This window comes from Bacillus sp. JNUCC-21, from assembly GCF_041222765.1.
Classification (GTDB): Bacteria; Bacillota; Bacilli; order Bacillales; family Bacillaceae; genus Bacillus; species Bacillus velezensis.
Genome location: NZ_CP166019.1, coordinates 631,514 through 657,722 on the forward strand (window position 1 = coordinate 631,514; position 26,209 = coordinate 657,722).

Annotated in this window: 24 protein-coding genes and 2 riboswitches; of the genes, 23 read left to right on the top strand and 1 reads right to left on the bottom strand. The window is 48.6% G+C overall.

Annotated elements, in window-relative coordinates:
* Positions 1-3: 3 nt before the first annotated feature.
* The 21 genes from JNUCC21_RS03330 to purD all read left to right on the top strand — a co-directional run bounded on the left by JNUCC21_RS03330 (position 4) and on the right by purD (position 22,923).
* Complete coding sequence (locus JNUCC21_RS03330; RefSeq protein ID WP_059366754.1) at positions 4-2,211, top strand: DUF4129 domain-containing transglutaminase family protein; 2,208 nt, start codon at positions 4-6, stop codon at positions 2,209-2,211.
* A gap of 163 nt (positions 2,212-2,374) precedes the next feature.
* A complete protein-coding gene (gene guaA, locus JNUCC21_RS03335; protein WP_369878561.1) occupies positions 2,375-3,916 on the top strand; it encodes a glutamine-hydrolyzing GMP synthase in 1,542 nt (513 codons plus the stop codon).
* Between the two features lie 103 nt (positions 3,917-4,019).
* Entirely contained in the window at positions 4,020-4,553 is a 534-nt protein-coding gene (locus tag JNUCC21_RS03340; RefSeq protein WP_033574951.1) for a sigma-70 family RNA polymerase sigma factor, read from the top strand.
* Positions 4,535-5,974, top strand: a complete 1,440-nt coding sequence (locus JNUCC21_RS03345) for a DUF4179 domain-containing protein (protein ID WP_072588861.1) — start codon at positions 4,535-4,537, stop codon at positions 5,972-5,974. Before JNUCC21_RS03340 ends, JNUCC21_RS03345 begins: the two co-directional genes overlap by 19 nt.
* Positions 5,975-6,096: 122 nt before the next feature.
* A riboswitch (purine riboswitch) is annotated at positions 6,097-6,198 on the top strand.
* 131 nt (positions 6,199-6,329) lie between these two features.
* Positions 6,330-7,652, top strand: coding sequence for an NCS2 family permease (locus JNUCC21_RS03350; RefSeq protein ID WP_369878562.1), 1,323 nt, complete (start codon positions 6,330-6,332; stop codon positions 7,650-7,652).
* 197 nt (positions 7,653-7,849) lie between these two features.
* Complete coding sequence (locus JNUCC21_RS03355) at positions 7,850-8,632, top strand: hypothetical protein (protein WP_369878563.1); 783 nt, start codon at positions 7,850-7,852, stop codon at positions 8,630-8,632.
* Positions 8,633-8,770: 138 nt separating this feature from the next.
* On the top strand, positions 8,771-8,944 hold the full coding sequence (locus JNUCC21_RS03360) for a Fur-regulated basic protein FbpA (RefSeq protein WP_003155777.1): 174 nt from the start codon (positions 8,771-8,773) through the stop codon (positions 8,942-8,944).
* A 120-nt stretch (positions 8,945-9,064) separates the two neighbouring features.
* Entirely contained in the window at positions 9,065-9,619 is a 555-nt protein-coding gene (locus JNUCC21_RS03365) for a DUF2179 domain-containing protein (RefSeq protein WP_014469850.1), read from the top strand.
* Positions 9,616-9,813: an NETI motif-containing protein gene (locus tag JNUCC21_RS03370; protein ID WP_007609843.1), complete on the top strand. Its 198-nt coding sequence runs from the start codon at positions 9,616-9,618 to the stop codon at positions 9,811-9,813. Before JNUCC21_RS03365 ends, JNUCC21_RS03370 begins: the two co-directional genes overlap by 4 nt.
* A gap of 78 nt (positions 9,814-9,891) precedes the next feature.
* Positions 9,892-9,993: riboswitch (purine riboswitch) on the top strand.
* Between the two features lie 132 nt (positions 9,994-10,125).
* A complete protein-coding gene (purE, locus tag JNUCC21_RS03375; RefSeq protein ID WP_007609846.1) occupies positions 10,126-10,614 on the top strand; it encodes a 5-(carboxyamino)imidazole ribonucleotide mutase in 489 nt (162 codons plus the stop codon).
* A complete protein-coding gene (gene purK, locus JNUCC21_RS03380; RefSeq protein WP_094032606.1) occupies positions 10,568-11,749 on the top strand; it encodes a 5-(carboxyamino)imidazole ribonucleotide synthase in 1,182 nt (393 codons plus the stop codon). The genes purE and purK overlap by 47 nt, the downstream gene beginning before the upstream one ends.
* A complete protein-coding gene (gene purB, locus JNUCC21_RS03385) occupies positions 11,749-13,041 on the top strand; it encodes an adenylosuccinate lyase (protein ID WP_369878564.1) in 1,293 nt (430 codons plus the stop codon). Before purK ends, purB begins: the two co-directional genes overlap by 1 nt.
* 75 nt (positions 13,042-13,116) lie before the next feature.
* Complete coding sequence (gene purC, locus JNUCC21_RS03390; RefSeq protein WP_053104705.1) at positions 13,117-13,836, top strand: phosphoribosylaminoimidazolesuccinocarboxamide synthase; 720 nt, start codon at positions 13,117-13,119, stop codon at positions 13,834-13,836.
* Positions 13,836-14,090 (top strand): phosphoribosylformylglycinamidine synthase subunit PurS, encoded by a 255-nt coding sequence (gene purS, locus JNUCC21_RS03395; RefSeq protein WP_003155758.1) that lies wholly within the window; start codon positions 13,836-13,838, stop codon positions 14,088-14,090. The genes purC and purS overlap by 1 nt, the downstream gene beginning before the upstream one ends.
* On the top strand, positions 14,087-14,770 hold the full coding sequence (purQ, locus tag JNUCC21_RS03400) for a phosphoribosylformylglycinamidine synthase subunit PurQ (RefSeq protein WP_007408898.1): 684 nt from the start codon (positions 14,087-14,089) through the stop codon (positions 14,768-14,770). The genes purS and purQ overlap by 4 nt, the downstream gene beginning before the upstream one ends.
* Positions 14,754-16,982: a phosphoribosylformylglycinamidine synthase subunit PurL gene (gene purL / locus JNUCC21_RS03405; RefSeq protein WP_069007123.1), complete on the top strand. Its 2,229-nt coding sequence runs from the start codon at positions 14,754-14,756 to the stop codon at positions 16,980-16,982. The genes purQ and purL overlap by 17 nt, the downstream gene beginning before the upstream one ends.
* Entirely contained in the window at positions 16,958-18,388 is a 1,431-nt protein-coding gene (purF, locus tag JNUCC21_RS03410) for an amidophosphoribosyltransferase (protein WP_007609856.1), read from the top strand. Before purL ends, purF begins: the two co-directional genes overlap by 25 nt.
* 91 nt (positions 18,389-18,479) lie before the next feature.
* A complete protein-coding gene (gene purM, locus JNUCC21_RS03415) occupies positions 18,480-19,520 on the top strand; it encodes a phosphoribosylformylglycinamidine cyclo-ligase (RefSeq protein WP_015239317.1) in 1,041 nt (346 codons plus the stop codon).
* On the top strand, positions 19,517-20,104 hold the full coding sequence (purN, locus tag JNUCC21_RS03420; protein WP_012116999.1) for a phosphoribosylglycinamide formyltransferase: 588 nt from the start codon (positions 19,517-19,519) through the stop codon (positions 20,102-20,104). Before purM ends, purN begins: the two co-directional genes overlap by 4 nt.
* Positions 20,101-21,639, top strand: coding sequence for a bifunctional phosphoribosylaminoimidazolecarboxamide formyltransferase/IMP cyclohydrolase (gene purH / locus JNUCC21_RS03425; protein WP_124934884.1), 1,539 nt, complete (start codon positions 20,101-20,103; stop codon positions 21,637-21,639). The genes purN and purH overlap by 4 nt, the downstream gene beginning before the upstream one ends.
* Before the next feature lie 15 nt (positions 21,640-21,654).
* Positions 21,655-22,923 (top strand): phosphoribosylamine--glycine ligase, encoded by a 1,269-nt coding sequence (purD, locus tag JNUCC21_RS03430; protein WP_369878565.1) that lies wholly within the window; start codon positions 21,655-21,657, stop codon positions 22,921-22,923.
* A gap of 169 nt (positions 22,924-23,092) precedes the next feature.
* On the opposite strand, the gene JNUCC21_RS03435 is transcribed toward purD, so the two are convergent.
* Complete coding sequence (locus tag JNUCC21_RS03435) at positions 23,093-23,323, bottom strand: DUF2892 domain-containing protein (RefSeq protein ID WP_017419030.1); 231 nt, start codon at positions 23,321-23,323, stop codon at positions 23,093-23,095.
* Between the two features lie 121 nt (positions 23,324-23,444).
* Here JNUCC21_RS03435 and JNUCC21_RS03440 point away from each other — a divergent pair, with 121 nt between their 5' ends.
* Positions 23,445-25,187: an adenine deaminase gene (locus JNUCC21_RS03440; RefSeq protein ID WP_369878566.1), complete on the top strand. Its 1,743-nt coding sequence runs from the start codon at positions 23,445-23,447 to the stop codon at positions 25,185-25,187.
* A gap of 24 nt (positions 25,188-25,211) precedes the next feature.
* Positions 25,212-26,207: a DUF3048 domain-containing protein gene (locus JNUCC21_RS03445; protein ID WP_012117003.1), complete on the top strand. Its 996-nt coding sequence runs from the start codon at positions 25,212-25,214 to the stop codon at positions 26,205-26,207.
* Positions 26,208-26,209 lie beyond the last annotated feature (2 nt).

The window sequence follows — 26,209 nt, forward strand, 5'->3', positions numbered from 1 at the left end:
GCCATGCCGCATGACGAGAACCAGGGAAGCAGGCTGAGTCTGCTGCTGTTTTATTTTCTCGCTTTTTTATTGTTATGGGAATGGCTCAGGCCGCTGCACAATTTTACAGATACAAAACATACCGGTTTTTTCATCGTTTTTATCGGTTTGGCATTTCTGCTGTCATTCTTCCGGATGAGGTGGTACGTCACCGTGCCGTCCTGCATTCTGTTTACGTTGATCAGTATTCACATCCTGTTTTATAAAGGTTCGGTTTTTCAGCCGGAATGGCTCGTTTCTTTTTTGCGGGACGTGATGCAAAATGCCCGCCACATCGGGACCGGAAGATGGAATGATATGAATCCGTCATTCCGCACATTGCTGTTTTTTGTGCTTTTATGGCTGCTCGTGTATTTGCTGCATTACTGGGTGATCTATCAGCGGAAAATATTATTCTTTTTTATCATGACGGTGGCGTATATCACCGTGCTTGATACGTTTACTCCTTATGATGCCGCGTACGCCGTCATCCGGATCGTCTTTATCGGCTTTTTGATGATGGGGCTTTTGTATATGGAGCGCATCCGGCTTACGGAACACATAGCGTTTAAAAAAAGATTGATACTCAAATGGTTTCTGCCGCTGATGCTGTTTATCTGCGCTTCCGTCGTGTTCGGTCTGGCGGCTCCGAAATCAGACCCGAACTGGCCGGACCCCGTGCCGTTTCTTAAAAAAATAACAAACCACAAAGAAGTGCCCGCCGCCGAAAGCAAAATCGGCTACGGCAATCATGATGAAACATTGGGCGGCCCTTTTCAGCAGGATGATACGCCGGTTTTCACATGGAAGGGAAAAGAACGGGCGTACTTCCGGGTGGAAACGAAGGATACATACACGGGGAAAGGCTGGGTGGAGACCGATCAGGGCATGTCCTATAAACTGAACGGCGGCAACGTGGAAGATATATGGTTTGACCGGAGTGTGCAGACGAGACGATATACGGCACAGGTGTCCATTGATGAGAATTATCTCTATAATCACGTCATGTATCCGATCGGCGTCTCCAATATTAAACCGAAGCACTCGATTCAGCTTGAAATGAACGGAAACACCGAGCAAATTACGCCGGTCAGTGAACAAGTGGGCAACATCCGCAATATGGGACGGTACACGGTGACTTTTCAGGCGCCCGTCTTTAAGCTGAATGATCTCAGAAAAGTGAAAGTGAAACGATACCGTGAGCAGAATCAATTCAATGACCGGTATTTACAGGTCCCCGACAGCCTTCCGAAAAGAGTGAGACAGCTTGCGGACAGACTGACGCGGGATCATCATAATATGTTCGATAAAGCGAAGGCGATCGAGGATTATCTCGGATCTTCCGCATTTTCGTATAATACACAGGATGTCGCGGTTCCGGAGCACAATCAGGATTATGTCGATCAATTTCTGTTTGAAACGAAAAGAGGATATTGTGATAACTTTTCATCGGCAATGGCTGTGCTGCTCCGCTCTGCGGGAATCCCCGCCCGTTGGGTGAAGGGCTATACATCCGGCGAATATAAAGGGGCAGGCGACCATAACGGCCACATTTATGAAGTCACAAACAACAACGCCCATTCGTGGGTAGAAGTGTATTTTCCCGATCAGGGCTGGGTGACGTTTGAGCCGACAAAAGGCTTCACCAATCCGACGGAGTTTACGTCAGAGCAAAATCATACCGCGGCAAAAGACAGCGGAGGCTCAGCGGGAAATTCGGATGAACCGTCTGACAAGCAGCGTCAGGAAACAAAGCCGGAAAAAGAGGAAACACCGAAAAAGCGGGATCACAGCGCGGCACCGCAGCCTGTAATCCGCAACAAAACCGCGGCACACCTGTGGCCGTATGCAGCCATCGTCATCGTGATTTCAGCCGCGGCGGCACTCGCCTGGCTGCTCCGGGCGCGCTGGATTCCGCACGTTACAGCAGCCAGATTGAAGCGGCGAACGGATGAAGACGTCTTTTTCGACGCATATGCCGCGCTGCTCCGCCAGCTGAAACGAAAAGGATTCAGCAGGGGAGACGGAGAAACACTGCGCGATTTTGCTGCGAGGATTGACGAGGCGCACCATACAAACGACATGTCCGAGCTGACGCTGCGCTATGAGCGGGCCTTATACCGCAGGGATAATGCCGCAAAGCTTTGGAATGAATCGGGACAGTTGTGGGAAAATATAATTAAAACAAGATAGTCTTGACCGCATATCGTCCTGTTGTTAGAATAAATGAATGTTAAATGGGAGCCCGGGAGCGTTAAAAAGCCGGGCTTCCGTACAAGTCTTGCGCGACAGAGGGCTGAACGTTTGTCCTCCGTTTTTTCTGTGTCAAAAACTTAGAGGAGATTAGGTGACAACCATGACGAAGTTAGTGAATGAAATGATTCTTGTTCTTGATTTCGGCAGTCAGTATAACCAGCTGATTACCCGCCGGATCCGTGAATTTGGCGTATATAGCGAGCTGCACCCCCATACGTTGACAGCTGAGGAAATCAAAGAAATGAATCCAAAAGGAATTATCCTTTCAGGCGGACCGAACAGTGTATATGATGAAGGATCTTTCCGCTGTGATGAAAAAATCTTTGAACTCGATATTCCTGTATTGGGCATCTGCTACGGCATGCAGCTGATGACTCATTACCTCGGAGGGAAAGTCGAGGCGGCAAGCCAGCGCGAATACGGAAAAGCGAACATTCAGATTCAAGGAACTCCTGACTTGTTCAAAGATCTTCCGGAAGAACAGGTTGTGTGGATGAGCCACGGCGATTTGGTTGTAGAAGTTCCTGAAGGCTTCACTGTTGACGCAACAAGCCATCACTGCCCGAATTCAGCGATGAGCAAAGCGGACAAGAATTGGTACGGCGTTCAGTTCCACCCGGAAGTGCGCCACTCTGAATACGGCAATGATCTTCTGAAAAACTTTGTATTCGGCGTTTGCGATTGTGAAGGCAAATGGTCAATGGAAAACTTTATCGAAATCGAAATGCAAAAAATCCGCGAAACAGTCGGAGACAAGCAGGTTCTATGCGCGCTAAGCGGCGGTGTTGATTCCTCTGTTGTGGCTGCTTTGATTCATAAAGCGATCGGCGACCAGCTGACTTGTATTTTCGTCGATCACGGCCTGCTTCGTAAAGGCGAAGCGGAAGGCGTCATGAAAACGTTCAGCGAAGGCTTTAATATGAATGTCATTAAAGTTGATGCGAAAGACAGATTCTTAAACAAGCTGAAAGGTGTTTCTGATCCTGAGCAAAAGCGCAAAATCATCGGTAACGAATTCATTTACGTGTTTGATGATGAAGCGGACAAGCTGAAAGGCATCGATTACCTTGCGCAAGGAACGCTTTACACGGATATTATCGAGAGCGGTACTGCAACGGCGCAAACGATCAAATCGCATCACAATGTCGGCGGACTTCCTGAAAATATGCAGTTTGAACTGATCGAGCCGCTGAACACCCTTTTCAAAGACGAAGTGCGCGCGCTCGGCACAGAGCTCGGCCTTCCGGATGATATCGTATGGCGTCAGCCGTTCCCGGGCCCTGGACTTGGCATCCGCGTACTCGGTGAAGTAACGGAAGAAAAACTTGAGATCGTTCGTGAATCAGACGCGATTCTTCGTGAAGAAGTGGCGAACCACGGCCTAGAGCGCGACATCTGGCAGTACTTCACGGTTCTTCCTGATATCCGCAGCGTAGGCGTCATGGGAGATGCGAGAACGTATGATTACACAATCGGTATCCGTGCCGTAACATCAATTGACGGCATGACATCTGACTGGGCGCGTATCCCTTGGGATGTGCTTGAAGTGATTTCGACACGGATCGTCAATGAAGTGAAACACATCAACCGCGTCGTGTATGACATTACGAGCAAGCCGCCTGCAACGATTGAGTGGGAATAAATGAAGATAAAAAACGTCTCTTTTTAAAAAAGAGGCGTTTTTTTTCATCTTTTTGAAACCGTTTTGCCCCGATTCATATCTAACAGCATAGGAGGTGGATAAGGTGAAGGAAGAACGATTGATCAAAAAGGCGAAAAAAGGTGATGCCGCAGCCTTTGAAAAACTGATCACAGCTCATCAGGAGACTTTATATAAAACAGCTTATCTCTATTTGCATCACAAGGAAGATACGCTGGACGCAGTGCAGGAAACGGTTTACAAGGCTTTTCTGCATATCGCGCAGCTGAAGGAGCCGAAATATTTTAAAACGTGGCTGATCCGGATTTTGCTTCATACGATTTTTGCGATGAGGAAAAAGCACGGAGACGTCATTCCGTTTGAGCCGCAACACGATACGCGCGCGGAGAATAAGAACATTGAAGAATACATAGATCTTCGGAATGCCCTGGAAACCCTTGACGAACATATACAGCTGACCATTCAGCTTTATTATTTTCAAGATTTCTCGATTGCTATGATCGCTGAACAGACCGGTATGGCGGAAGGCACTGTAAAAACGCATCTCCACAGGGCGAGAAAAGCATTGAAGCAGGAGCTGGAAAAGGAGGATAAACATATATGGAAAAGCATCAAATGAAGCAATTGTATCAGGACATTGACGTGCCGAAAGCTGAATTGAAAAACGTGATACACAGCGCCGCTGTCCGTGCCGGAAAAGAAGGCGCCGTCAGACGGAGATGGGGACGAAAAGTGATAAACGGACTCGCGGTTGCTGCTGCTTTGTTTATTCTGTATCTGTCCTCAGGCTTATTCATGCCCTCCGTTAATACGGCTATGGGAAACATCCCTGTTGCCGGACAAATTTACAGTCTGTTTCAGGATAAGGCAGGTTCTGCGCTGTTTAAAAGCAATTTGGTGACAAAACTGAATGAGAAAGCGGAATCACGCGGAATCACGGTGACAGTGAAAAGTGTGTATTACGACAGCGGACAGCTCGTTTACAATTTTACCGTTGACAATTTGAAATCTGATGAGGAGGATATTCCTTTTGAAGTAAATTATAAAGACAGCCGGAATATATTATCTTTGGATTATGACAGTCAGGGCATGAAAAAAGTGAAAGACGGGCAGTACGCGGGGCAGGTTCGCCTGTTCACGGACGGCGCAAAGATGAAAGACGGTGATAAGCTTCCGCTTGTCATTACAAAAATTAAGGATATCCCCGGAAACTGGCGCTTTACACTCCCGATTAAAAAACAAAAGTCCGTTTCTCTTGAAGGAACGAAAGCTGTGAATGTAAACGGGTTATACCGCTTTTTCGATATCCGGGCGGAAAACGGAACGATGGGATCGGCTCTCCTGTATTCAGTCGACTTTCAAAATGCAGCTAAAAATGATGCCATCTCGATTGACGAAGCAACGGATGATGCAGGAAACCATTATGAAATGACGTTAGCGGCTATTGAACTTGGCAACAGGAAGAACCTTCCCGGCGGCGGGAAAAGAATACGCGGCCAAACTCAATTCAGCAAACCGATAGACCCGAAAGCGAAAACACTTTTCATAACGGGCGATGTAAAATCAGAATCAGAGCCTGGAGAAATCGTCCCTCTGAAAACAAAACTGCCCGCCAGCTATGAAACGAAACATCATCATGTCGGCATCACCATCAAAAAGATCAAACAGCAAGGCAGACGGGTAATCGTTGATTATCAATTCACCGGAATCAATTACAGCAAGGTGGATGAAGCTCAGCTGATGAATATCGGTGAGTCTATCGGTCTCGGCAATACGAAAAAAATGAAAACCTGGCCATCGCTTAATGAGTATAAAAAAGGCTATTATCTGAAAGGAAATAAGGCGAAAGTCACGAATCTTAAAACGGGTGAAATGGAATCCGTTTTTGAATTAGATGATTCATCCGATAAAGAATATTCATTGCGCGATTTCTCATTCGATTCATACGCTTTGTATGTCAATCGAACGTTCATGAACACTTTAGCAGGTGACGGCAAGATTACATTCTCGGTGCCGGTCCGGCCTGCAGCCGGAAAATGATGTCAGGAAGGCGGCTTTTGCCGTCTTCCATTTTTGGTCAATTAACGAATAAACCAAATTTTTTTAACGGGATTGTTCGTTTTTTTATTGAGTTTTCAAAATTGAATTGATACAATAGACTCAGAAATCAAATATGCAGATATCGTATAATGGCGGGGATATGGCCCGCAAGTTTCTACCAAGCTACCGTAAATGGCTTGACTACGGATCAATCTCAATCGTTTGATATAAATAATCCATTCTTATTTATTCAGACTGAACGTATGTAGTCAAGCGTCCCAAATGTATTTGGGGCGTTTTTTATTTGGCGGATAACGGGCAGAATAAATGGGAGAGAATGAAGGAGGCAATTGGCTTGAAGCAATTTTTTCAGTTTGATGAGCTGGGGACAAGCTATCGTAATGAAATCATCGGCGGTTTAACGACCTTTTTGTCAATGGCGTACATTCTGTTCGTCAATCCGCTGACATTGTCTTTAAACGGTGTGAAAGGATTTCCCGAAGCATTAAAAATTGATCAGGGCGCGGTGTTCACCGCTACAGCCTTGGCGTCTGCGGCCGGCTGTATTTTAATGGGGCTCATTGCAAAGTATCCGATCGCGATTGCGCCGGGTATGGGATTAAATGCGTTTTTTGCTTTCTCTGTCGTACTCGGCATGGGGATTTCATGGCAGGCTGCGCTTTCCGGCGTCTTGATTTCCGGAATTATCTTCGTGGCGCTTTCGCTGACGGGACTGCGGGAAAAAATCATTAATGCGATTCCGCCTGAGCTGAAATTGGCGGTCGGCGCGGGTATCGGTTTGTTTATCACATTTGTCGGTTTGCAGGGTTCGGGCATTATTGAAGCGAACTCATCGACTTTGGTGTCTATCGGCAATATTCACAGCGGCCCTGTGCTGCTGACGGTTTTCGGTGTTATTGTGACGGTCATTCTGATGGTGCTTCGCGTAAACGGCGGCGTATTTATCGGAATGCTTCTGACGGCGGTTGCCGGCATGGTCTGCGGACTGATTCCGGTTCCGACGCACATTGTCGGCAGCGTGCCGAGTCTTGCGCCGACTTTCGGACAGGCGTGGATGCATCTTCCGGATATCTTCTCCGTCCAAATGCTGATTGTCATTTTAACGTTCCTGTTCGTCGGATTTTTTGATACGGCCGGTACGCTGGTAGCTGTAGCGACACAGGCGGGATTGATGAAGGAAAACAAACTTCCGCGTGCGGGAAGAGCGCTTCTGGCGGATTCAACATCAATCGTTATCGGAGCCGTGCTCGGTACGTCTACAACGACTTCTTATGTTGAATCCAGCTCAGGCGTTGCGGCGGGGGCGCGCTCCGGCTTCGCGGCTGTTGTGACGGGCATTCTCTTTTTGCTGGCGATGTTTTTCTCGCCGCTTCTGTTAGTTGTCACCACGAATGTGACGGCTCCGGCTTTAATTATTGTCGGCGCGCTGATGGTGGCGCCGCTCGGGAAGATCGCCTGGGATAAATTCGAGGTGGCTGTGCCGGCATTCTTAACGATGATTATGATGCCGCTGACGTACAGCATTGCGACGGGGATTGCGATCGGTTTTATATTCTACCCGATTACAATGATCTGCAAAGGAAAAGGAAAAAGCGTTCACCCGATTATGTACGGGCTGTTCGTCATCTTTATCCTGTATTTCATCTTCTTGAAATAACGGAAAAACCGGCTGAGTTAAGCCGGTTTTTTGTTTTTGTCCTATTCCGTAAAACCAATACATACTATAAAACGTCATGTGGGTGTCCGGGTGAAGAAAACCGCTTGACTGTTTAAGGACGCTTCGGTACCTTATATAAGTGTTTTATTTTCTTGTTTAACAAATTCCGCCGTATTTTTTTGATAGGAGTTGCTGACATGACGGAAGAAAGAAAAGAAACGTTGGAAGAAGAAAAACAGCATCAGGGGACTGATGAAGAACCGCTGTCGAGAATGTCCAGAAATGCGGGACGTTATCAAAAGCAAAAGAAAAAAGATAAGGAACGGCGCCCGGCTCCGGCTTTTACGGAAAAACTCGCTTCTGCATGGGCCGCGGTCAAACGTTATTGCCGTTTCGCGCTGCGCATTTTGACATCACCGGTGAAGGTCGTTGGGGAAGACGGCTTTTCCCGCTTTAAATATGCTCTTATTTCAATGCTTGTATTCAGTATCTTTTTCTCAATCGGAAATTGGTTTCAGCTGAGGGCAAGCCAGCAAAGGCCTCTCGGATACGGGGAGCGGCATCATACGTTTTTTGACGGCTTTACCGTCGTTATCGTGTATACGCTCGTCTTTTTTGCCGCTGCGGCCGGCGCGGTCTGGCTTGTATCACGCTATATGATGAAACAGAAAATCACGATGCGGGATGCGGCCGCGGGGGTCGGATCGCTTTTGGTTCCGGCTGTCGCCAGCTCTATCGTGTGGATGATTTTCGCGATATTGAATCTGCCGGTCATCACCGTGGTGTTTACGGCGCTGACCTTGTTTCTGGCCGCCTCGGCGATGGTGCAGTTTGTGCAGATTCTATACAAATCGGCTGAAAAGCCTGCGGCTGACGTGATGTACTGTATTTCCGCGGCGGTTATCATCATGCTCGTTTTTACGGCTGTGACATGGCCGCTTATTTCAGAGTACTTTACTGCTTCGCTGATCCCTTTATAAGTCGAAATTTGTCTTTCACAATGTTTACAAATTTTTCTAATGAAGCGTATTGTTTTGAGGACCCGGCCGAGATATGATGAGAGCAACAGCAATTCGAAAGCGGCACTACTCTTTATGATTCGGAAAGGGATGATGAAGATGGCCCCGTTGTTGCGAGAAGCCATTAATCGGAAAAAACAGCACCTGAGGACAAAACTGATCCGCTCAGGGTTTTATCAAGACCATGTTCAGGAACTGTCCGGGTACACGCTGAGTGAACTTGAGAAGGAATATGAAGCCGTCAAACGATTGAAAAAAGCCGAGCTTCACTGATAAGAGCTTGAAAGTCTGCCTTGCGGGGCGGGCTTTTTTTTCTTTTGAAAATGATCAAAAGAGGGTAAACTATCCTTAATTGAAAGATTGGCTTTTCAAATTATCAGAGGAGGGGAATCAGTGATGCAGACGATTTTATCCAACAGTATAGGTATGGTTCTCATTATTCTCATCATTAACATTATATATGTCTCTTTCTTTACGATCAGGATGATTCTGACATTAAAGGGACAGCGCTATTTCGCCGCAGGCATCAGTACGATTGAAATCCTTGTGTATGTGACCGGCCTGAGTCTCGTGCTCGGCAATCTGAATCAAATTCAAAACGTCATTGCCTATGCGCTCGGCTACGGCCTCGGCGTCATAGTGGGAATGAAAATTGAGGAAAAACTGGCGCTCGGCTATATTACAGTCAACGTCATTACGAAGGAGCTCGATCTGGACCTGCCGAAACAGCTCCGGGAAAAAGGATACGGGGTTACAAGCTGGGTTGCGGGCGGACTTGAAGGAGACCGGACCGCCATGCAGATTCTGACGCCGCGCAAATATGAGCTTCAGCTTTATGATACGATTAAAACGCTTGATGAAAAAGCGTTTATCATCGCCTTTGAGCCGAAAACGATCCACGGCGGATTCTGGGTGAAAGCAGTGAAGAAGAGGAGAATTAAGGAATGACAAAGCCAAAAAAGAAACGGTTTGAAGTAACGGAAGATGAAACGATTGACACCATTCTCACTTTAATGAAGGAAGAGGGTTATATGCCCGTCCGGCGGATGGAAGAGCCGATCTTTACAGAAAAGAAAGAAAATGGATCAATTCAAGTCGTTCCTTGCGGGAAAAAAATCGTATTTGAAGGGAAATTGATCTAAACACGAACATTAAAAGAAAGAATTTTTATATCGTTCGATAATGTCGTTGACATTATCCAAGTCCGTTGTTAAGATAAACATGAAATCAAAACACGACCTCATATAATCTTGGGAATATGGCCCATAAGTTTCTACCCGGCTGCCGTAAACGGCCGGACTATGCAGGAAAGTGATAAACAGCTGACATGGATATCGCAGAAGCGAACGACTGACGATACGCGCGCCATGCCCGGTTTGTATTGCTTCCTCATAGTTGCAATATAAGCCGGGCTTTTTTTTCTGAAAAACAAAGCATGAGAAGGTGGGAACAGAATGCAGCCGCTAGCAGGAATCATCATGGGAAGCACCTCCGATTGGGAGACAATGAAACATGCATGCGACATACTTGACGAACTTCACATTCCTTATGAAAAACAGGTGGTATCCGCGCACCGGACGCCTGATTTGATGTTTGAATATGCAGAAAGCGCCAGAGACAGGGGCTTAAAAGTCATTATTGCCGGAGCCGGGGGAGCGGCGCATCTGCCGGGAATGACGGCGGCCAAAACGACGCTGCCGGTGATCGGCGTACCGGTTCAGACAAAATCGCTTAACGGGCTTGATTCTCTTCTGTCTATCGTACAGATGCCAGGCGGCGTGCCGGTCGCGACGACGGCGATCGGGAAAGCGGGCGCAGTGAACGCGGGTCTGTTAGCCGCGCAAATTTTGTCGGCATTTGACGATGACATTGCGGATAAACTAGAGGCGAGAAGAAATGCGACAAAACAAACGGTGCTGGAAAGCAGTGATCAGCTTGTCTGATAAAAAAACGATTTTTCCCGGCGCCGTCATCGGCATTATCGGAGGCGGACAGCTCGGAAAAATGATGGCTGTCGCCGCAAAACAGATGGGCTATAAAGTCGCTGTCGTCGATCCCGTGAAAGACTCGCCATGCGGACAGATCGCCGATATTGAGATTACCGCCCAGTACAACGACCGTGAAGCGATTCATAAATTGGCCGGAGTCAGTGACATCATTACCTACGAATTTGAAAATATCGATTACGAGGCGCTTAACTGGCTCAAAGAACATGCATATCTTCCCCAGGGAAGCGAGCTGCTGCTCATCACCCAGAACAGGGAAACGGAAAAAAAGGCGATCCAGTCAGCAGGCTGTCAAGTCGCGCCGTATCGGATCGTAAACAGCGGACGGGAGCTTGAGGAAGCCGTTCAGGCACTGGGGCTCCCGGCGGTGCTGAAAACATGCCGCGGCGGATATGACGGCAAAGGCCAATTTGTCATTAAGGAAGAAGGACAGACAGATGAAGCGGCTGCGCTGTTAGAAAACGGCACGTGCATACTTGAAAGCTGGGTATCGTTCCGGATGGAGCTTTCCGTTATCGTGACGAGATCGGTGCACGGTGAGATTTCAACCTTTCCGGCTGCTGAAAATATCCACAAAAATAATATTCTGTTCCAAAGCATCGTGCCCGCGAGAGCGGAGGAAACGGTTCAGAAGCGGGCAGAGGCGCTTGCCGTTCAGCTCGCGGAGAAATTGGAGCTTGTCGGGCCGCTTGCGGTAGAAATGTTCGTCACGGAAGACGGAGACCTTTTGATTAATGAACTGGCGCCGCGTCCTCACAATTCAGGGCATTATACGCTCGACCTTTGTGAAACGAGCCAATTCGAACAGCACATCAGAGCGGTCTGCGGACTTCCTCTCGGCAGAACCGATCTTCTCAAACCGGGAATGATGGTGAATCTGCTCGGTGATGAAGTGAAGCTTGCGGAGGAGCATACGGAGCTTTTAAAGGAAGCCAAACTGTACCTGTACGGAAAACATGAGATTAAAAAAGGCCGCAAAATGGGGCATATGACATTTTTGCGGAAGCCTGATGAAACATGGATTCAGGACATCACGAACATATGGATGAAAAGAGACGGAGGACGAGCATAATGATCGAACGTTATTCAAGACCTGAAATGTCCGCGATCTGGACGGACGAAAACAGATACCAGGCATGGCTGGAAGTCGAGATTTTAGCCTGTGAAGCCTGGGCTGAGCTTGGCGTCATTCCGAAAGAAGACGTCAAAGTCATGCGCGAAAACGCGTCTTTCGATATCAACCGCATTTTGGAGATCGAGCAGGATACGCGCCATGACGTCGTTGCATTCACCCGCGCGGTTTCAGAATCATTAGGCGAAGAAAGAAAATGGGTTCACTACGGCCTGACGTCAACAGATGTCGTGGATACCGCTCTTTCCTATCTATTAAAACAGGCGAATGAGATCTTGCTCAAGGACATTGAGAGATTTGTTGACATTATAAAAGAAAAAGCGAAAGAACATAAATACACGGTCATGATGGGCCGCACGCATGGCGTACACGCGGAACCGACGACATTCGGCCTGAAACTCGCGCTTTGGCACGAAGAAATGAAACGCAACCTTGAACGTTTCAAGCAGGCAAAAGAAGGGATCGAAGTCGGGAAGCTTTCCGGCGCGGTCGGCACATATGCAAATATTGATCCGTTCGTAGAACAGTATGTCTGTGAAAAACTCGGCCTGAAAGCGGCGCCGATTTCCACTCAGACATTACAGCGCGACCGACATGCGGATTACATGGGGGCACTGGCTTTGATCGCGACGAGCATTGAAAAATTCGCAGTGGAAATCCGCGGTCTGCAAAAGAGTGAAACACGTGAAGTGGAAGAGTTTTTTGCAAAAGGACAAAAAGGCTCATCGGCTATGCCTCATAAACGCAATCCGATCGGGTCAGAAAATATGACGGGCATGGCGCGCGTGATCCGCGGGTACATGCTGACGGCATACGAAAATGTACCGTTATGGCATGAGCGTGATATTTCTCATTCATCAGCTGAGCGCATCATTCTTCCTGACGCGACAATCGCGCTGAATTACATGCTGAACCGATTCAGCAATATCGTCAAAAACTTAACGGTATTCCCGGAAAATATGAAACGCAACATGGACCGCACACTCGGTTTGATCTATTCTCAGCGCGTGCTGCTTGCTTTAATCGACACGGGTCTGCCTCGTGAAGAAGCATATGACACGGTTCAGCCGAAAGCAATGGAAGCGTGGGAAAAACAAGTGCCGTTCCGCCAGCTTGTCGAAGCGGAGGAAAAAATCACGTCCCGTCTCACACCGGAACAGATTGCCGATTGCTTTGACTACAATTATCATTTGAAAAACGTCGACTTGATCTTTGAGCGTTTAGGTTTATAGAAGAAGCCAGCCGGAGGCGGCTTCTTCAGCCGCCATAGATTGAATATTCCCAACATTCGGGTTAGGAGGCCTTCCGTGAATATTGTGAACAATAATCTTCTTTATGAAGGAAAAGCGAAACGGATTTATCAAACTGAAGACGAACAGATTCTCCGCGTGGTCTACAAGGATTCCGCAACAGCCTTTAACGGTGAGAAAAAAGCGGAGATCAGCGGAAAGGGCCGTCTGAACAATGAAATTTCAAGCCTGATTTTCAAACATCTGCACGCCAAAGGAATTGACAACCACTTTGTGGAGCGTGTTTCAGAATCAGAGCAGCTTATCAAAAAAGTGAGCATCATTCCGCTTGAAGTCGTGGTCAGAAACGTTGCCGCCGGAAGCATGTCGAAACGTCTCGGCATCCCGGAAGGAACTGAGCTTCCGCAGCCGATTATCGAATTTTACTACAAGGATGACGCGCTGGGTGATCCGCTCATCACAGAAGATCATATCTGGCTTTTAAAAGCGGCGGCTCCTGAGCAGGTGGAAACCATCAAATCGATTACAAAACAGGTGAATCAAGAGCTGCAGCATATTTTTGAAGACTGCGGCGTCAGATTAATAGATTTTAAGCTGGAATTCGGCTTAGACGCAGAGGGACGGGTGCTTTTAGCGGATGAAATTTCTCCTGACACGTGCCGTCTGTGGGACAAAGACACAAACGAAAAGCTCGATAAAGATTTGTTCAGACGGAACCTGGGAAGCTTAACCGACGCATATGAAGAGATTTTCAAAAGACTGGGAGGCATTTCATAATGTATAAAGTGAAAGTTTATGTCAGCTTAAAAGAAAGTGTGCTCGATCCTCAAGGAAGCGCGGTGCAGCATGCATTGCACAGCATGACCTACAATGAAGTGCAGGATGTGCGCATCGGAAAATACATGGAGCTGACGATTGAAAAATCTGACCGCGATCTTGACGCGCTCGTGAAAGAAATGTGTGAAAAGCTTCTTGCCAATACAGTCATTGAAGACTACCGATATGAAGTTGAGGAGGTTGTCGCACAGTGAAATTTGCGGTGATTGTGTTACCCGGCTCCAACTGTGATATTGATATGTTCCACGCCGTAAAAGACGAACTCGGCGAAGAAGTCGAGTATGTCTGGCACGAGGAAACAAGCCTTGACGGATTTGACGGCGTGCTCATCCCCGGCGGGTTTTCATACGGCGACTACTTGAGATGCGGCGCCATCGCCAGATTCGCAAACATCATGCCGGCTGTGAAAAAAGCGGCTGCCGAAGGAAAACCGGTTCTCGGCGTCTGCAACGGATTTCAGATTCTGCAGGAGCTCGGACTTCTGCCCGGCGCGATGAGACGCAACAAAGATTTAAAGTTCATCTGCCGCCCGGTTGAATTAATCGTGCAGAACGGCGGCACGTTATTCACATCTTCCTATGAAAAAGGACAATCGATTACGATTCCGGTTGCTCACGGCGAAGGCAATTTCTACTGTGATGACGAAACGCTTGAAAGATTAAAAGAAAACAATCAAATCGCCTTCACATACGGCGGCGATATTAACGGAAGCGTCAGCGGCATTGCCGGCGTCGTGAATGAGAAAGGCAACGTATTAGGCATGATGCCTCACCCTGAGCGCGCAGTCGATGAACTGCTCGGCAGCGCAGACGGTCTTACATTGTTCCGGTCTATCGTGAAAAATTGGAGGGAAACTCATGTCGCTACTGCTTGAACCAAGTAAAGAACAAATAAAAGAAGAGAAACTCTATCAGCAAATGGGTGTCAGTGATGACGAGTTCGCACTCATTGAATCTATTATCGGAAGATTGCCGAACTACACGGAAATCGGGATTTTTTCCGTCATGTGGTCAGAGCACTGCAGCTATAAAAACTCAAAACCGGTTTTACGCAAATTCCCGACTAGCGGCGAACGCGTGCTGCAGGGTCCCGGTGAAGGCGCGGGAATCGTTGACATCGGTGACAATCAGGCGGTCGTGTTCAAAATTGAATCTCATAACCATCCGTCAGCGATTGAGCCATACCAAGGTGCTGCGACGGGAGTGGGCGGCATCATCCGTGACGTTTTCTCAATGGGCGCCCGTCCGATAGCTGTATTAAACTCTCTTCGATTTGGTGAGCTCACTTCACCTCGTGTGAAGTACTTGTTTGAAGAAGTAGTGGCGGGAATCGCGGGATACGGAAACTGTATCGGAATTCCGACGGTCGGCGGAGAAGTGCAGTTTGACGCAAGCTATGAGGGCAATCCGCTTGTCAATGCAATGTGCGTCGGCTTAATTGATCATAAAGATATTAAAAAAGGCCAGGCGAAAGGTGTCGGCAACACGGTCATGTACGTCGGCGCTAAAACGGGCCGCGACGGCATACACGGCGCTACTTTCGCATCAGAAGAAATGTCAGATTCATCTGAAGAAAAACGTTCCGCGGTGCAGGTCGGCGATCCTTTCATGGAAAAACTTCTCCTGGAAGCATGCCTTGAAGTCATCCAATGCGACGCCTTAGTCGGCATTCAGGATATGGGGGCGGCCGGTCTGACAAGTTCGAGTGCTGAAATGGCAAGCAAAGCCGGCTCAGGCATTGAAATGAACCTTGATCTCATTCCACAGCGGGAAACAGGTATGACCGCTTACGAAATGATGCTTTCTGAGTCTCAGGAACGCATGCTTCTCGTCATTGAACGCGGACGTGAACAGGAAATTGTCGATATTTTTGATAAATATGATCTTGAAGCGGTTTCCGTAGGTCATGTTACGGATGATAAAATGCTCCGCCTCCGCCATAACGGAGAGGTTGTTTGCGAGCTTCCGGTCGACGCGCTGGCGGAAGAAGCACCTGTATACCACAAGCCGTCAGCAGAACCCGCGTACTACCGCGAGTTTCAGGAAACGGAAGTTCCCGCGCCTGAAGTAAAAGATGCGACAGAGACGCTTTTTGCCCTGCTGCAGCAGCCGACAATCGCCAGCAAAGAGTGGGTGTACGATCAATATGACTACATGGTGCGCACAAATACGGTGGTCGCTCCGGGCTCTGACGCGGGAGTGCTCAGAATCCGCGGCACGAAAAAAGCGCTGGCGATGACGACGGATTGTAACGCCCGTTATTTATATCTTGATCCAGAAGAAGGCGGAAAAATCGCCGTTGCCGAAGCGGCGCGCAACATCGTATGCTCCGGCGCCGAACCGCTTGCGGTCACGGATAATCTGAATTTCGGAAACCCGGAAAAACCTGAAATTTTCTGGCAGATCGAAAAAGCGGCCGACGGCATCAGCGAGGCGTGCAATGTTCTCAGCACACCCGTCATCGGCGGAAACGTATCACTTTATAATGAATCGAACGGAACGGCGATCTACCCGACGCCTGTTATCGGCATGGTCGGCTTAATTGAAGATACCGCTCATATTACGACACAGCATTTCAAACAAGCGGGGGATCTTGTATACGTGATCGGCGAAACAAAACCTGAGTTTGCCGGAAGCGAACTGCAAAAAATGACAGAAGGCCGCATTTACGGCAAAGCGCCGCAAATCGATCTTGATATAGAGCTGTCACGCCAAAAAGCATTGCTTGACGCGATTAAAAAAGGCTTCGTTCAATCAGCGCATGACGTATCAGAAGGCGGCTTAGGCGTAGCGATTGCAGAAAGCGTCATGACGACGGAAAACCTTGGCGCCAACGTGACTGTAGAAGGGGAAGCGGCATTATTATTCTCTGAATCTCAATCCCGCTTCGTCGTTTCGGTGAAAAAAGAACACCAAGCGGCGTTTGAAGCGGCTGCGGCCGATGCGGTTCATATCGGCGAGGTAACGGCTGACGGACTTCTGGCGATTCAAAACCAGGACGGACAACAATTGGTTCACGCGCAAACGAAAGAACTTGAGCGCGCGTGGAAAGGAGCTATTCCATGCTTGCTGAAATCAAAGGCCTGAATGAAGAATGCGGTGTGTTTGGCATCTGGGGACATGAAGAAGCTCCGCAGATCACGTATTACGGCCTGCACAGCCTCCAGCACAGAGGACAGGAAGGCGCCGGCATCGTGGCGACTGACGGTGAAAAACTGACGGCGCATAAAGGACAGGGGCTTATTACCGAGGTTTTTCAAAACGGCGAACTGAGCAAAGTGAAGGGAAAAGGCGCGATCGGGCACGTCCGTTATGCGACGGCAGGCGGAGGCGGATATGAAAATGTCCAGCCGCTCCTGTTCCGTTCGCAAAACAACGGCAGCCTCGCGCTCGCCCATAACGGCAACTTGGTCAACGCCACACAGTTGAAGCAGCAGCTTGAAAACCAAGGGAGCATCTTTCAGACTTCCTCCGATACGGAAGTGCTGGCTCACCTGATTAAACGCAGCGGCCACTTTTCGCTGAAGGATCAAATCAAAAATTCGCTATCTATGCTGAAAGGCGCTTATGCCTTTTTAATCATGACTGAAACAGAAATGATCGTAGCGCTTGACCCGAACGGACTCAGACCGCTGTCAATCGGCATGATGGGCGATGCTTACGTCGTCGCATCAGAAACATGCGCATTCGATGTGGTCGGCGCGACATACCTTCGCGAGGTAGAGCCGGGCGAAATGCTGATCATCAATGATGAAGGCATGAAATCAGAGCGTTTCTCCATGAATATCAACCGTTCCATCTGCAGCATGGAGTACATTTATTTCTCAAGACCTGACAGCAATATCGACGGCATTAACGTGCACAGCGCCCGGAAAAACCTCGGAAAAATGCTTGCCCAGGAGTCCGCGGTTGAAGCGGATGTCGTCACAGGCGTGCCGGATTCCAGTATTTCTGCAGCCATCGGCTATGCCGAGGCAACGGGCATCCCGTACGAACTCGGTCTCATTAAAAATCGTTATGTCGGCAGAACGTTTATCCAGCCGTCACAGGCTCTCCGTGAGCAAGGTGTCAGAATGAAGCTGTCCGCCGTCCGCGGTGTTGTCGAAGGAAAACGGGTCGTCATGGTTGATGATTCCATCGTGCGCGGGACGACAAGCCGCCGGATTGTCACAATGCTCAGAGAAGCGGGAGCGACAGAGGTGCACGTCAAGATCAGTTCACCGCCGATCGCTCATCCGTGCTTCTACGGCATCGACACATCAACCCATGAGGAGCTGATCGCTTCCTCTCATTCTGTGGAAGAAATCCGCCAGATCATCGGTGCTGACACGCTTTCTTTCTTAAGTGTAGACGGATTGTTAAAAGGAGTCGGCCGAAAATTTGAAGACACCAATTGCGGACAATGCCTCGCTTGTTTTACGGGCAAATATCCGACGGAAATTTATCAGGATACAGTGCTTCCTCACGTAAAAGAAGCGGTGCTGACAAAATAAAATGTGAAAATGACATAAAGGCAGCGGGAATTCAGGCTGCCTTTCTCTTTCTGCCTTTTAAGGAGAAACGAATTGACAAGGAGTGATAGGGATGTCTGATGCTTATAAAAATGCCGGAGTTGACATCGAAGCCGGATACGAAGCCGTCAAACGAATGAAAAAACACGTGGAGCGTACGAAAAGGCTCGGCGTTATGGGAAGCCTGGGCGGTTTTGGCGGAATGTTTGATCTGTCAGAGCTTCCGTATCAAAAGCCTGTTTTAATTTCCGGAACAGACGGTGTCGGCACTAAGCTGAAACTCGCATTTTCAATGGATAAGCATGACACGATCGGCGTCGATGCGGTCGCGATGTGTGTAAATGATGTGCTTGCCCAAGGAGCGGAGCCGCTGTTTTTCCTTGATTATTTAGCGGTCGGCAAGGCCGATCCGGTAAAAATTGAGCAGATCGTTCAGGGCGTGGCGGACGGATGCGAGCAGTCAGGATCAGCGCTTATCGGCGGTGAGACGGCGGAAATGCCGGGGCTGTATACGGCTGATGAATACGATATTGCGGGCTTTTCAGTCGGCGTCGCGGAAAAAGACGAAATCGTCACCGGTGAACATATTGAAGAGGGGCATCTCTTAATCGGACTTACTTCAAGCGGCCTTCACAGCAACGGATTTTCCCTAGTGAGAAAAGTGCTTCTTGATGACGGCGGACTTGATTTGGATACTGTCTATGAACCGTTTGCGCGTCCTCTCGGAGAAGAATTGCTGGAACCGACGAGAATATATGTGAAGCCGGTGCTCAAGGCGGTGAAAAGCGGTAAGGTGGACGGCATGGCGCATGTGACAGGCGGAGGATTCATCGAGAACATCCCGCGGATGCTGCCGGACGGATTGAGCGCGGAAATTGATCACGGATCATGGCCGATCCCGCCGATTTTTCCGTTTCTGCAGGAGCACGGCAAGCTGAAAGAAGAAGAAATGTTCAATGTCTTTAATATGGGCATCGGTTTTGTCCTTGCCGTTAAAGAAGAGGACTTGACAGACGTTATCGACACGCTTGAAGCTCAGGGCGAGAAGGCTTATTTGATCGGCCGGGTCAAGCGGGGCGAAGGCATTTCTTTCGGCGGTGCGGCTCTTTCATGAAAAAGTTTGCGGTATTTGCTTCAGGAAACGGATCGAACTTCGAGGCCATTGCCAAACGCATGAGAGAAGAGAAGTGGGATGCGGAGCTCTCGCTTCTCGTGACGGATAAGCCTCAGGCAAAGGCGGTGGAAAGGGCGGAGGCTTTACACATTCCGTCATTCGCCTTTGAACCGTCATCTTTTGAAAACAAAGCGGCCTTTGAACGGGCCGTTATTGAACAGCTGCGCCTGCACGGGGCGGAATTAATCGTTCTCGCCGGCTATATGAGACTGATTGGAGATACGCTGCTTGAAGCATACGGGGGCCGCATTATTAATATACATCCCTCGCTTCTTCCGGCATTCCCCGGGATTGACGCTGTCGGACAGGCGTATCGGGCCGGTGTGAAAGTGGCGGGCATTACCGTTCATTACGTCGACGAAGGCATGGACACCGGACCGATTATCGCGCAAAAAGCATTCGAAATACAGGAAAACGATACGCTTGAAAACATAGAGCATACAATACACGAGCTTGAGCACAAATGGTATCCGAGCGTTGTGAAACAGCTGCTGGGACTAAATAACAGAGGTGAAAAGGCATGACAATCAAACGCGCACTAATCAGTGTTTCTGATAAAACAAATCTCGTACCTTTCGTAAAGGAACTGACAGAGCTCGGCGTCGAAGTCATTTCGACCGGAGGAACAAAAAAACTTCTTCAGGAAAACGGTGTGGATGTCATCGGCATTTCAGAAGTGACCGGATTTCCTGAAATTATGGATGGACGGTTAAAAACGCTCCATCCTAATATTCACGGCGGACTGCTTGCCGTAAGAGACAATGAAGAGCATATGGCGCAGATCAATGAGCATGGCATTGCCCCCATTGACCTTGTGGTCGTCAACCTTTACCCGTTTAAAGAAACGATTTCGAAAGAAGACGTAACATACGATGAAGCGATAGAAAACATTGATATCGGCGGTCCCGGCATGCTGCGCGCCGCATCGAAAAACCATCAGGATGTGACGGTCATCACAGATCCGGCCGATTACAGCTCCGTGCTCAATGAGATTAAAGAACACGGCGGCGTTTCGCTTAAAAGAAAACGCGAGCTTGCGGCCAAAGTATTCCGCCATACCGCGGCATACGACGCATTAATCGCTGATTACTTAACACGCGAGGCCGGTGAGAAAGACTCTGAGCAATTCACCGTTACATTTGAGAAAAAACAATCGCTCCGCTACGGTGAAAACCCTCACCAAGAGGCTGTTTTCTATCAAAGCGCACTTCCCGTCTCCGGTTCCATCGCGGCGGCAAAACAGCTTCACGGCAAAGAGCTTTCTTACAACAATATTAAGGACGCAGATGCGGCCGTTCAAATCGTCCGGGAATTTACAGAACCCGCAGCTGTTGCCGTTAAACATATGAACCCGTGCGGAGTCGGTACGGGAGCTTCAATTGAGGAAGCATTCAATAAAGCGTATGAAGCTGATAAAACCTCCATTTTCGGCGGCATCATCGCGCTGAACCGTGAAGTTGATCAGGCAACGGCTGAAGCCCTTCACGGCATCTTTTTAGAAATCATTATCGCCCCTTCTTTCAGTGAAGAAGCGCTGAACGTACTGACGGCGAAGAAAAACCTTCGTCTGCTCACGCTTGACGTGTCCGCATCAGGGAAGAAAGAAAAACAGCTGACATCCGTACAGGGCGGTCTTTTGATTCAAGATTTAGACGTCCATGGATTTGATGACGCCGACATCAGCATCCCGACAAAAAGAGAGCCGAGCGAGCAGGAATGGGAAGATTTGAAGCTGGCTTGGAAAGTCGTCAAACATGTGAAATCCAACGCGATCGTTCTTGCAAAAGACCATATGACGGTCGGTGTGGGAGCGGGACAGATGAATCGCGTCGGTTCAGCTAAAATCGCCATTGAGCAGGCCGGAGAAAAAGCAAAAGGCAGCGCGCTCGGATCAGACGCGTTTTTCCCGATGCCGGATACAGTCGAAGAAGCCGCAAAAGCGGGCGTCACGGCGATTATCCAGCCAGGCGGATCGGTCCGCGATGAAGATTCGATTAAAAAAGCGGATGAATACGGGATCGCCATGGTATTCACCGGCATCAGACATTTCAAACATTAAGAGGGGGAACGAAGCGTGAATGTATTGATTATCGGAAAAGGCGGCAGAGAGCATACATTGGCTTGGAAAGCGGCGCAAAGCCCGCTTGTTGACACGGTGTACGCCGCGCCCGGAAATGACGGTATGGCAGACTGCGCGACGCTGGTCAACATTGAAGAAAGCGATCATGCCGCACTCATTGCGTTTGCGAAAGAACATCATGTCGGGCTGACGATTATCGGCCCCGAAGTTCCTCTGATTGAAGGGATAGCGGACGAGTTTGAAAAAGCCAGACTGCTTGTTTTCGGACCGTCTGAAAAAGCGGCTATCATTGAAGGAAGCAAACAGTTTGCCAAGGATTTAATGAAAAAATACGGCATTCCGACGGCGGATTATGAGACGTTTACTTCATTTGAAGAGGCGAAAGCATATGTGCAGCAAAAAGGTGCGCCGATTGTCATTAAAGCGGACGGGCTTGCCGCCGGAAAAGGTGTCACGGTCGCGATGACGGAAGAAGAAGCGATTGAATGCCTGCACGATTTTCTTGAGGATGAGAAATTCGGGGAGGCGAGCGCATCTGTGGTCATTGAAGAGTTCCTCGCCGGCGAAGAATTTTCTTTAATGGCGTTTGTAAAAGGGGAGACCGTCTATCCGATGGTAATCGCTCAAGATCATAAACGCGCCTTCGATGGGGATAAAGGGCCGAATACGGGCGGAATGGGAGCCTACTCACCAGTGCCGCACATTTCCGATGATATCGTCAGAAGCGCAGTCGAAACGATTGTGAAGCCGGCGGCAAAAGCAATGGTCAAAGAGGGGCGTTCCTTCACGGGCGTGCTGTACGCGGGGCTGATTCTGACGGAAAACGGATCAAAAGTCATTGAATTCAACGCGCGCTTCGGAGATCCGGAAACACAGGTCGTCGTGCCGAGAATGGAATCTGACCTCATTCAGGTGCTCTTAGATCTTCTGCATGAGAAGGATGTTGACCTAAGGTGGAAGGATACGGCCGCCGTCAGCGTTGTGCTGGCTTCTGAAGGCTATCCGGAAAGCTATGCGAAAGGCACTCCGATCGGCAGTTTGACGTCCGCTGAAGACGGGATCGCCGTTTTTCATGCCGGAACGAAAAAAGACGGCGGACAATTTGTTACAAATGGCGGCCGGGTCGCCAATGTCACGGCATTTGCGGAGACATTTGAAGCGGCGAGAGATAAAGTGTACAGCGCCGTTTCAGGGCTGACAAAACCCGGACTGTTTTACAGAAGCGACATCGGCGCCCGTGCGCTGAAAGCATCGCAGCGATAAAGAGGAAAACCCCGCGTCATATCAGATGCGGGTTTTCTTCTGAAAAGACGACTAAGACTGTCGGCTTGCCGTGTGACACGCAGTCATCGATGAAGTCCTCCGGCGTATAGACGGATTCTTCTCAGACTCGCGGGACAGGAGAAATTAAATAACAAGCCGAAACGGCTTGTTATTTTTCTTGCTGATGGCTGTCATCCTGATTCATTCCGGTTTGGAACATATATGTCACCGGACAGAAGCGGAGGATGCCGGACGCCGCTTTCATCGCGCCCATCATCATACAGAAGAGATGCATCTTGCACCAAGGTTTTCTCGTGTATTTCGCTGACGCAGCAGACAAAATGGTGAGGCCGCAAGTGATGCGCATAACGGCATTTAATAAACTGATATTCGGTTTCATCATTTCAGCTCCCTTAGAAAAAGTTTTTCATTCATCTTCAATAATTTGTAACGTTTTAGCCGTGCGATAATTGTGCGGATGTGATACGATGGGTCTAATATAAGCGAAGGAGAGTATGTGAATGTCCGAACGTACCTTTAACTGGAAAAATAAAGACATCAGATCACAGGCGGATGTTGTAGACTCAAAGCTGCTTCCAACGCTACTTTTACGGGATGCTCTCGTATTAAATCCTTTTTTAAAACAATGGCTGAAAAAGAATGTCTGGATTTACGGAGACCGAATTGTATATGTTGGTGATGAGCTTCCTGATGCAGCAGAGCACATTCATACCATAAATTGTGAAGGAAAATACATTGTGCCAGGTTACATTGAACCGCATACACATCCTTTTCAAATATATAATCCCCAAACGCTCGCCGAATATGTGTCTCAATTCGGAACAACGACGTTTGTTAATGATAACTTGTTTTTTCTTTTGCATAGCGGTAAAAAGAAAGCGCTTACTATATTGGAGGAACTGAAAAAACAGCCGGTGCAATATTTCTGGTGGTCCAGATATGATCTGCAGACTGAAGTGCTGAATGAGGATCAGCTTCTTTCTTTTGATGTCCGAAAGCAATGGATTGAGCACCCGGATGTCATTCAAGGCGGAGAATTGACCGGATGGCCGCGCCTCATGGACGGCGATGACTTGATGCTTCATTGCATGCAGGCGACAAAGAAACTGCGCAAGCGGATAGAAGGGCATTTTCCCGGAGCCTCTGAAAAAACACTGACGAAGATGAAACTGTTCGGAGCGGATTCCGACCACGAGGCGATGAATGGCGGCGAGGTGATGAGACGGCTTGAATTGGGCTACTATGTTTCGCTCAGACATTCATCCATCCGCCCTGATTTGAGAACGATTTTGCAGGATCTCCATCAAAAAGGCTTCCGGCATTATGATCATTTCTTCTACACGACGGATGGAGCGACGCCGCATTTTTATAAAGGCGGCATGACGAATGAATTGATCAAAATCGCTTTGGAGGAAGGAGTTCCGGCGATCGATGCCTATAATATGGCGTCCTTTAATATCGCGAAGTATTATCAGATGGACGACTTTCTCGGTGTGATCGGTCCGGGACGGCTTGCTTCATTGAACATTCTCGATGACCCGATGAATCCGGACCCGGTCACGGTGATCTCCAAAGGCATCCTGCTGAGGGAAGACGGCCGAAATATGAAGGCGTTTACAGAAACGGATTGGAAAAAGGGCGGTCTTGTCCCTCTTGAGCTTTCATATGATATGACGATGGATGATTTACAGTTTTCAATGCCGATGGGTGTGACCATGCGCAACGCGGTCATTATGGAGCCGTATATGATTGCGATTGATAATTCTGTTGACCAGCTTTCTTTTGATCATGATGAATGCTATCTCACGCTTCTCGATAAGCATGGAAAATGGCGGGTCAATACAATGCTGAAAGGTTTTGCCGATCGGGTGCAGGGCTTTGTCAGTTCATACACGACAACCGGAGATATTATCGCTGTCGGAAAAAATAAGGAAGATATCCTGCTCGCTTTCTCTCGGATGAAAGAAATCGGCGGCGGAATCGTGCTTGCCGAAAACGGGAAGATTCTGCATGAGATTCCCCTCGCCTTAAACGGTTCTGCATCTGCGGAGAATTATGAAGAAGTGCTTGAGAAAGAGCAAAAACTGAGGACGCTGCTGGAGGAGCGGGGCTACCGATTCTGCGATCCGATCTATACGCTGCTCTTTTTGCAGAGCACACACCTGCCTTATATCCGCATTACGCCGAGAGGAATATTCGACGTGATGAAAAAAACTGTACTCTTTCCATCGATAATGCGTTAAAATATAAAAGCAGGGAGCCGACATATGAAAAGATGGAAAACCGTTTGTATGCTTTGTTTTGCGTTTTTGCTGCTTGCCGCCTGCCGGCAGAACAATGCCGATCAGGTGCAGCCGAAAGAAGCGGAAGCTCCTTTAACGGGGCTGAAAACTGAGCAGAAGCTTGCAGAACGCCGTCCGATTGCAGTCGCAGTGAACAATCATCCGAAGGCGAGGCCCCAATCCGGGCTGTCAAAGGCGGATGTTGTCATCGAAGCGCTCGCGGAGGGCCGGATTACGCGGTTTCTCGCGATTTTTCAAAGTGAGATGCCGGAAACGGTCGGGCCTGTGCGGAGCGCGAGGGAATATTTTGTCACGCTCAGCAGCGGGTTTAACAGCATATTTGTCCATCATGGCTGGAGTCCCGGCGCAAAAAAGCAGCTGGAGTCCGGAGCTTACGATTATATAAACGGTTTGGATTTTGACGGAAGCCTGTTTTGGAGAGCCGATTTCAGCAAGCCGCCCCACAATTCCTACACGTCGTATGACAATATCAGGAAGGCGGCGGAACAAAAAGGATACAAGCTGAACGGAAAAACAGAACCGCTCCCATTTCAGACATCAGATGCAAAACCAGGAAATGAAACCTACAATATTCGGATAGATTATGGAACACAAAACATTACAAATCTTGTCGAATACGATTATGATAAAAAAGCTGATGCTTATACAAGAAGCTCTGATGGTGTGAAAGCGACAGACCGGGAGACCGGAAAGCCTTTAGCCATGCACAACATTTTTATTGTTGAAGCCGGCCATCGCATGACAGACAAAGATGGAAGGCGGGCCATCGATATTCAGTCAGGGGGGAAGGGCCTCCTGCTTCAGCACGGCGATGTTATAGAGTCAGACTGGGAATATAAAGACGGCCGTATTCTGCCCGTAAAAGGCGGTGAGATTCTTCCGTTTGTGCCAGGAAAGACATGGATTAATATCGTGCCTGATCTCGATGCAGCTTCCATTAGTAAAGGAGAAGGTGTTTGACG

Coding starts and splice junctions, on each gene's coding strand:
- JNUCC21_RS03435 (WP_017419030.1), bottom strand. CDS start 23,323: ATGAAACCGAATATCAGTTTATTAAATGCCGTTATGCGCATCACTTGC.
- JNUCC21_RS03355 (WP_369878563.1), top strand. CDS start 7,850: ATGACGGAAGAAAGAAAAGAAACGTTGGAAGAAGAAAAACAGCATCAG.
- purM (WP_015239317.1), top strand. CDS start 18,480: ATGTCTGATGCTTATAAAAATGCCGGAGTTGACATCGAAGCCGGATAC.
- purN (WP_012116999.1), top strand. CDS start 19,517: ATGAAAAAGTTTGCGGTATTTGCTTCAGGAAACGGATCGAACTTCGAG.
- purL (WP_069007123.1), top strand. CDS start 14,754: ATGTCGCTACTGCTTGAACCAAGTAAAGAACAAATAAAAGAAGAGAAA.
- JNUCC21_RS03440 (WP_369878566.1), top strand. CDS start 23,445: ATGTCCGAACGTACCTTTAACTGGAAAAATAAAGACATCAGATCACAG.
- JNUCC21_RS03330 (WP_059366754.1), top strand. CDS start 4: ATGCCGCATGACGAGAACCAGGGAAGCAGGCTGAGTCTGCTGCTGTTT.
- purE (WP_007609846.1), top strand. CDS start 10,126: ATGCAGCCGCTAGCAGGAATCATCATGGGAAGCACCTCCGATTGGGAG.
- purH (WP_124934884.1), top strand. CDS start 20,101: ATGACAATCAAACGCGCACTAATCAGTGTTTCTGATAAAACAAATCTC.
- JNUCC21_RS03360 (WP_003155777.1), top strand. CDS start 8,771: ATGGCCCCGTTGTTGCGAGAAGCCATTAATCGGAAAAAACAGCACCTG.
- purK (WP_094032606.1), top strand. CDS start 10,568: ATGCGACAAAACAAACGGTGCTGGAAAGCAGTGATCAGCTTGTCTGAT.
- purB (WP_369878564.1), top strand. CDS start 11,749: ATGATCGAACGTTATTCAAGACCTGAAATGTCCGCGATCTGGACGGAC.
- purF (WP_007609856.1), top strand. CDS start 16,958: ATGCTTGCTGAAATCAAAGGCCTGAATGAAGAATGCGGTGTGTTTGGC.
- JNUCC21_RS03445 (WP_012117003.1), top strand. CDS start 25,212: ATGAAAAGATGGAAAACCGTTTGTATGCTTTGTTTTGCGTTTTTGCTG.
- JNUCC21_RS03370 (WP_007609843.1), top strand. CDS start 9,616: ATGACAAAGCCAAAAAAGAAACGGTTTGAAGTAACGGAAGATGAAACG.
- JNUCC21_RS03345 (WP_072588861.1), top strand. CDS start 4,535: ATGGAAAAGCATCAAATGAAGCAATTGTATCAGGACATTGACGTGCCG.
- purS (WP_003155758.1), top strand. CDS start 13,836: ATGTATAAAGTGAAAGTTTATGTCAGCTTAAAAGAAAGTGTGCTCGAT.
- guaA (WP_369878561.1), top strand. CDS start 2,375: ATGACGAAGTTAGTGAATGAAATGATTCTTGTTCTTGATTTCGGCAGT.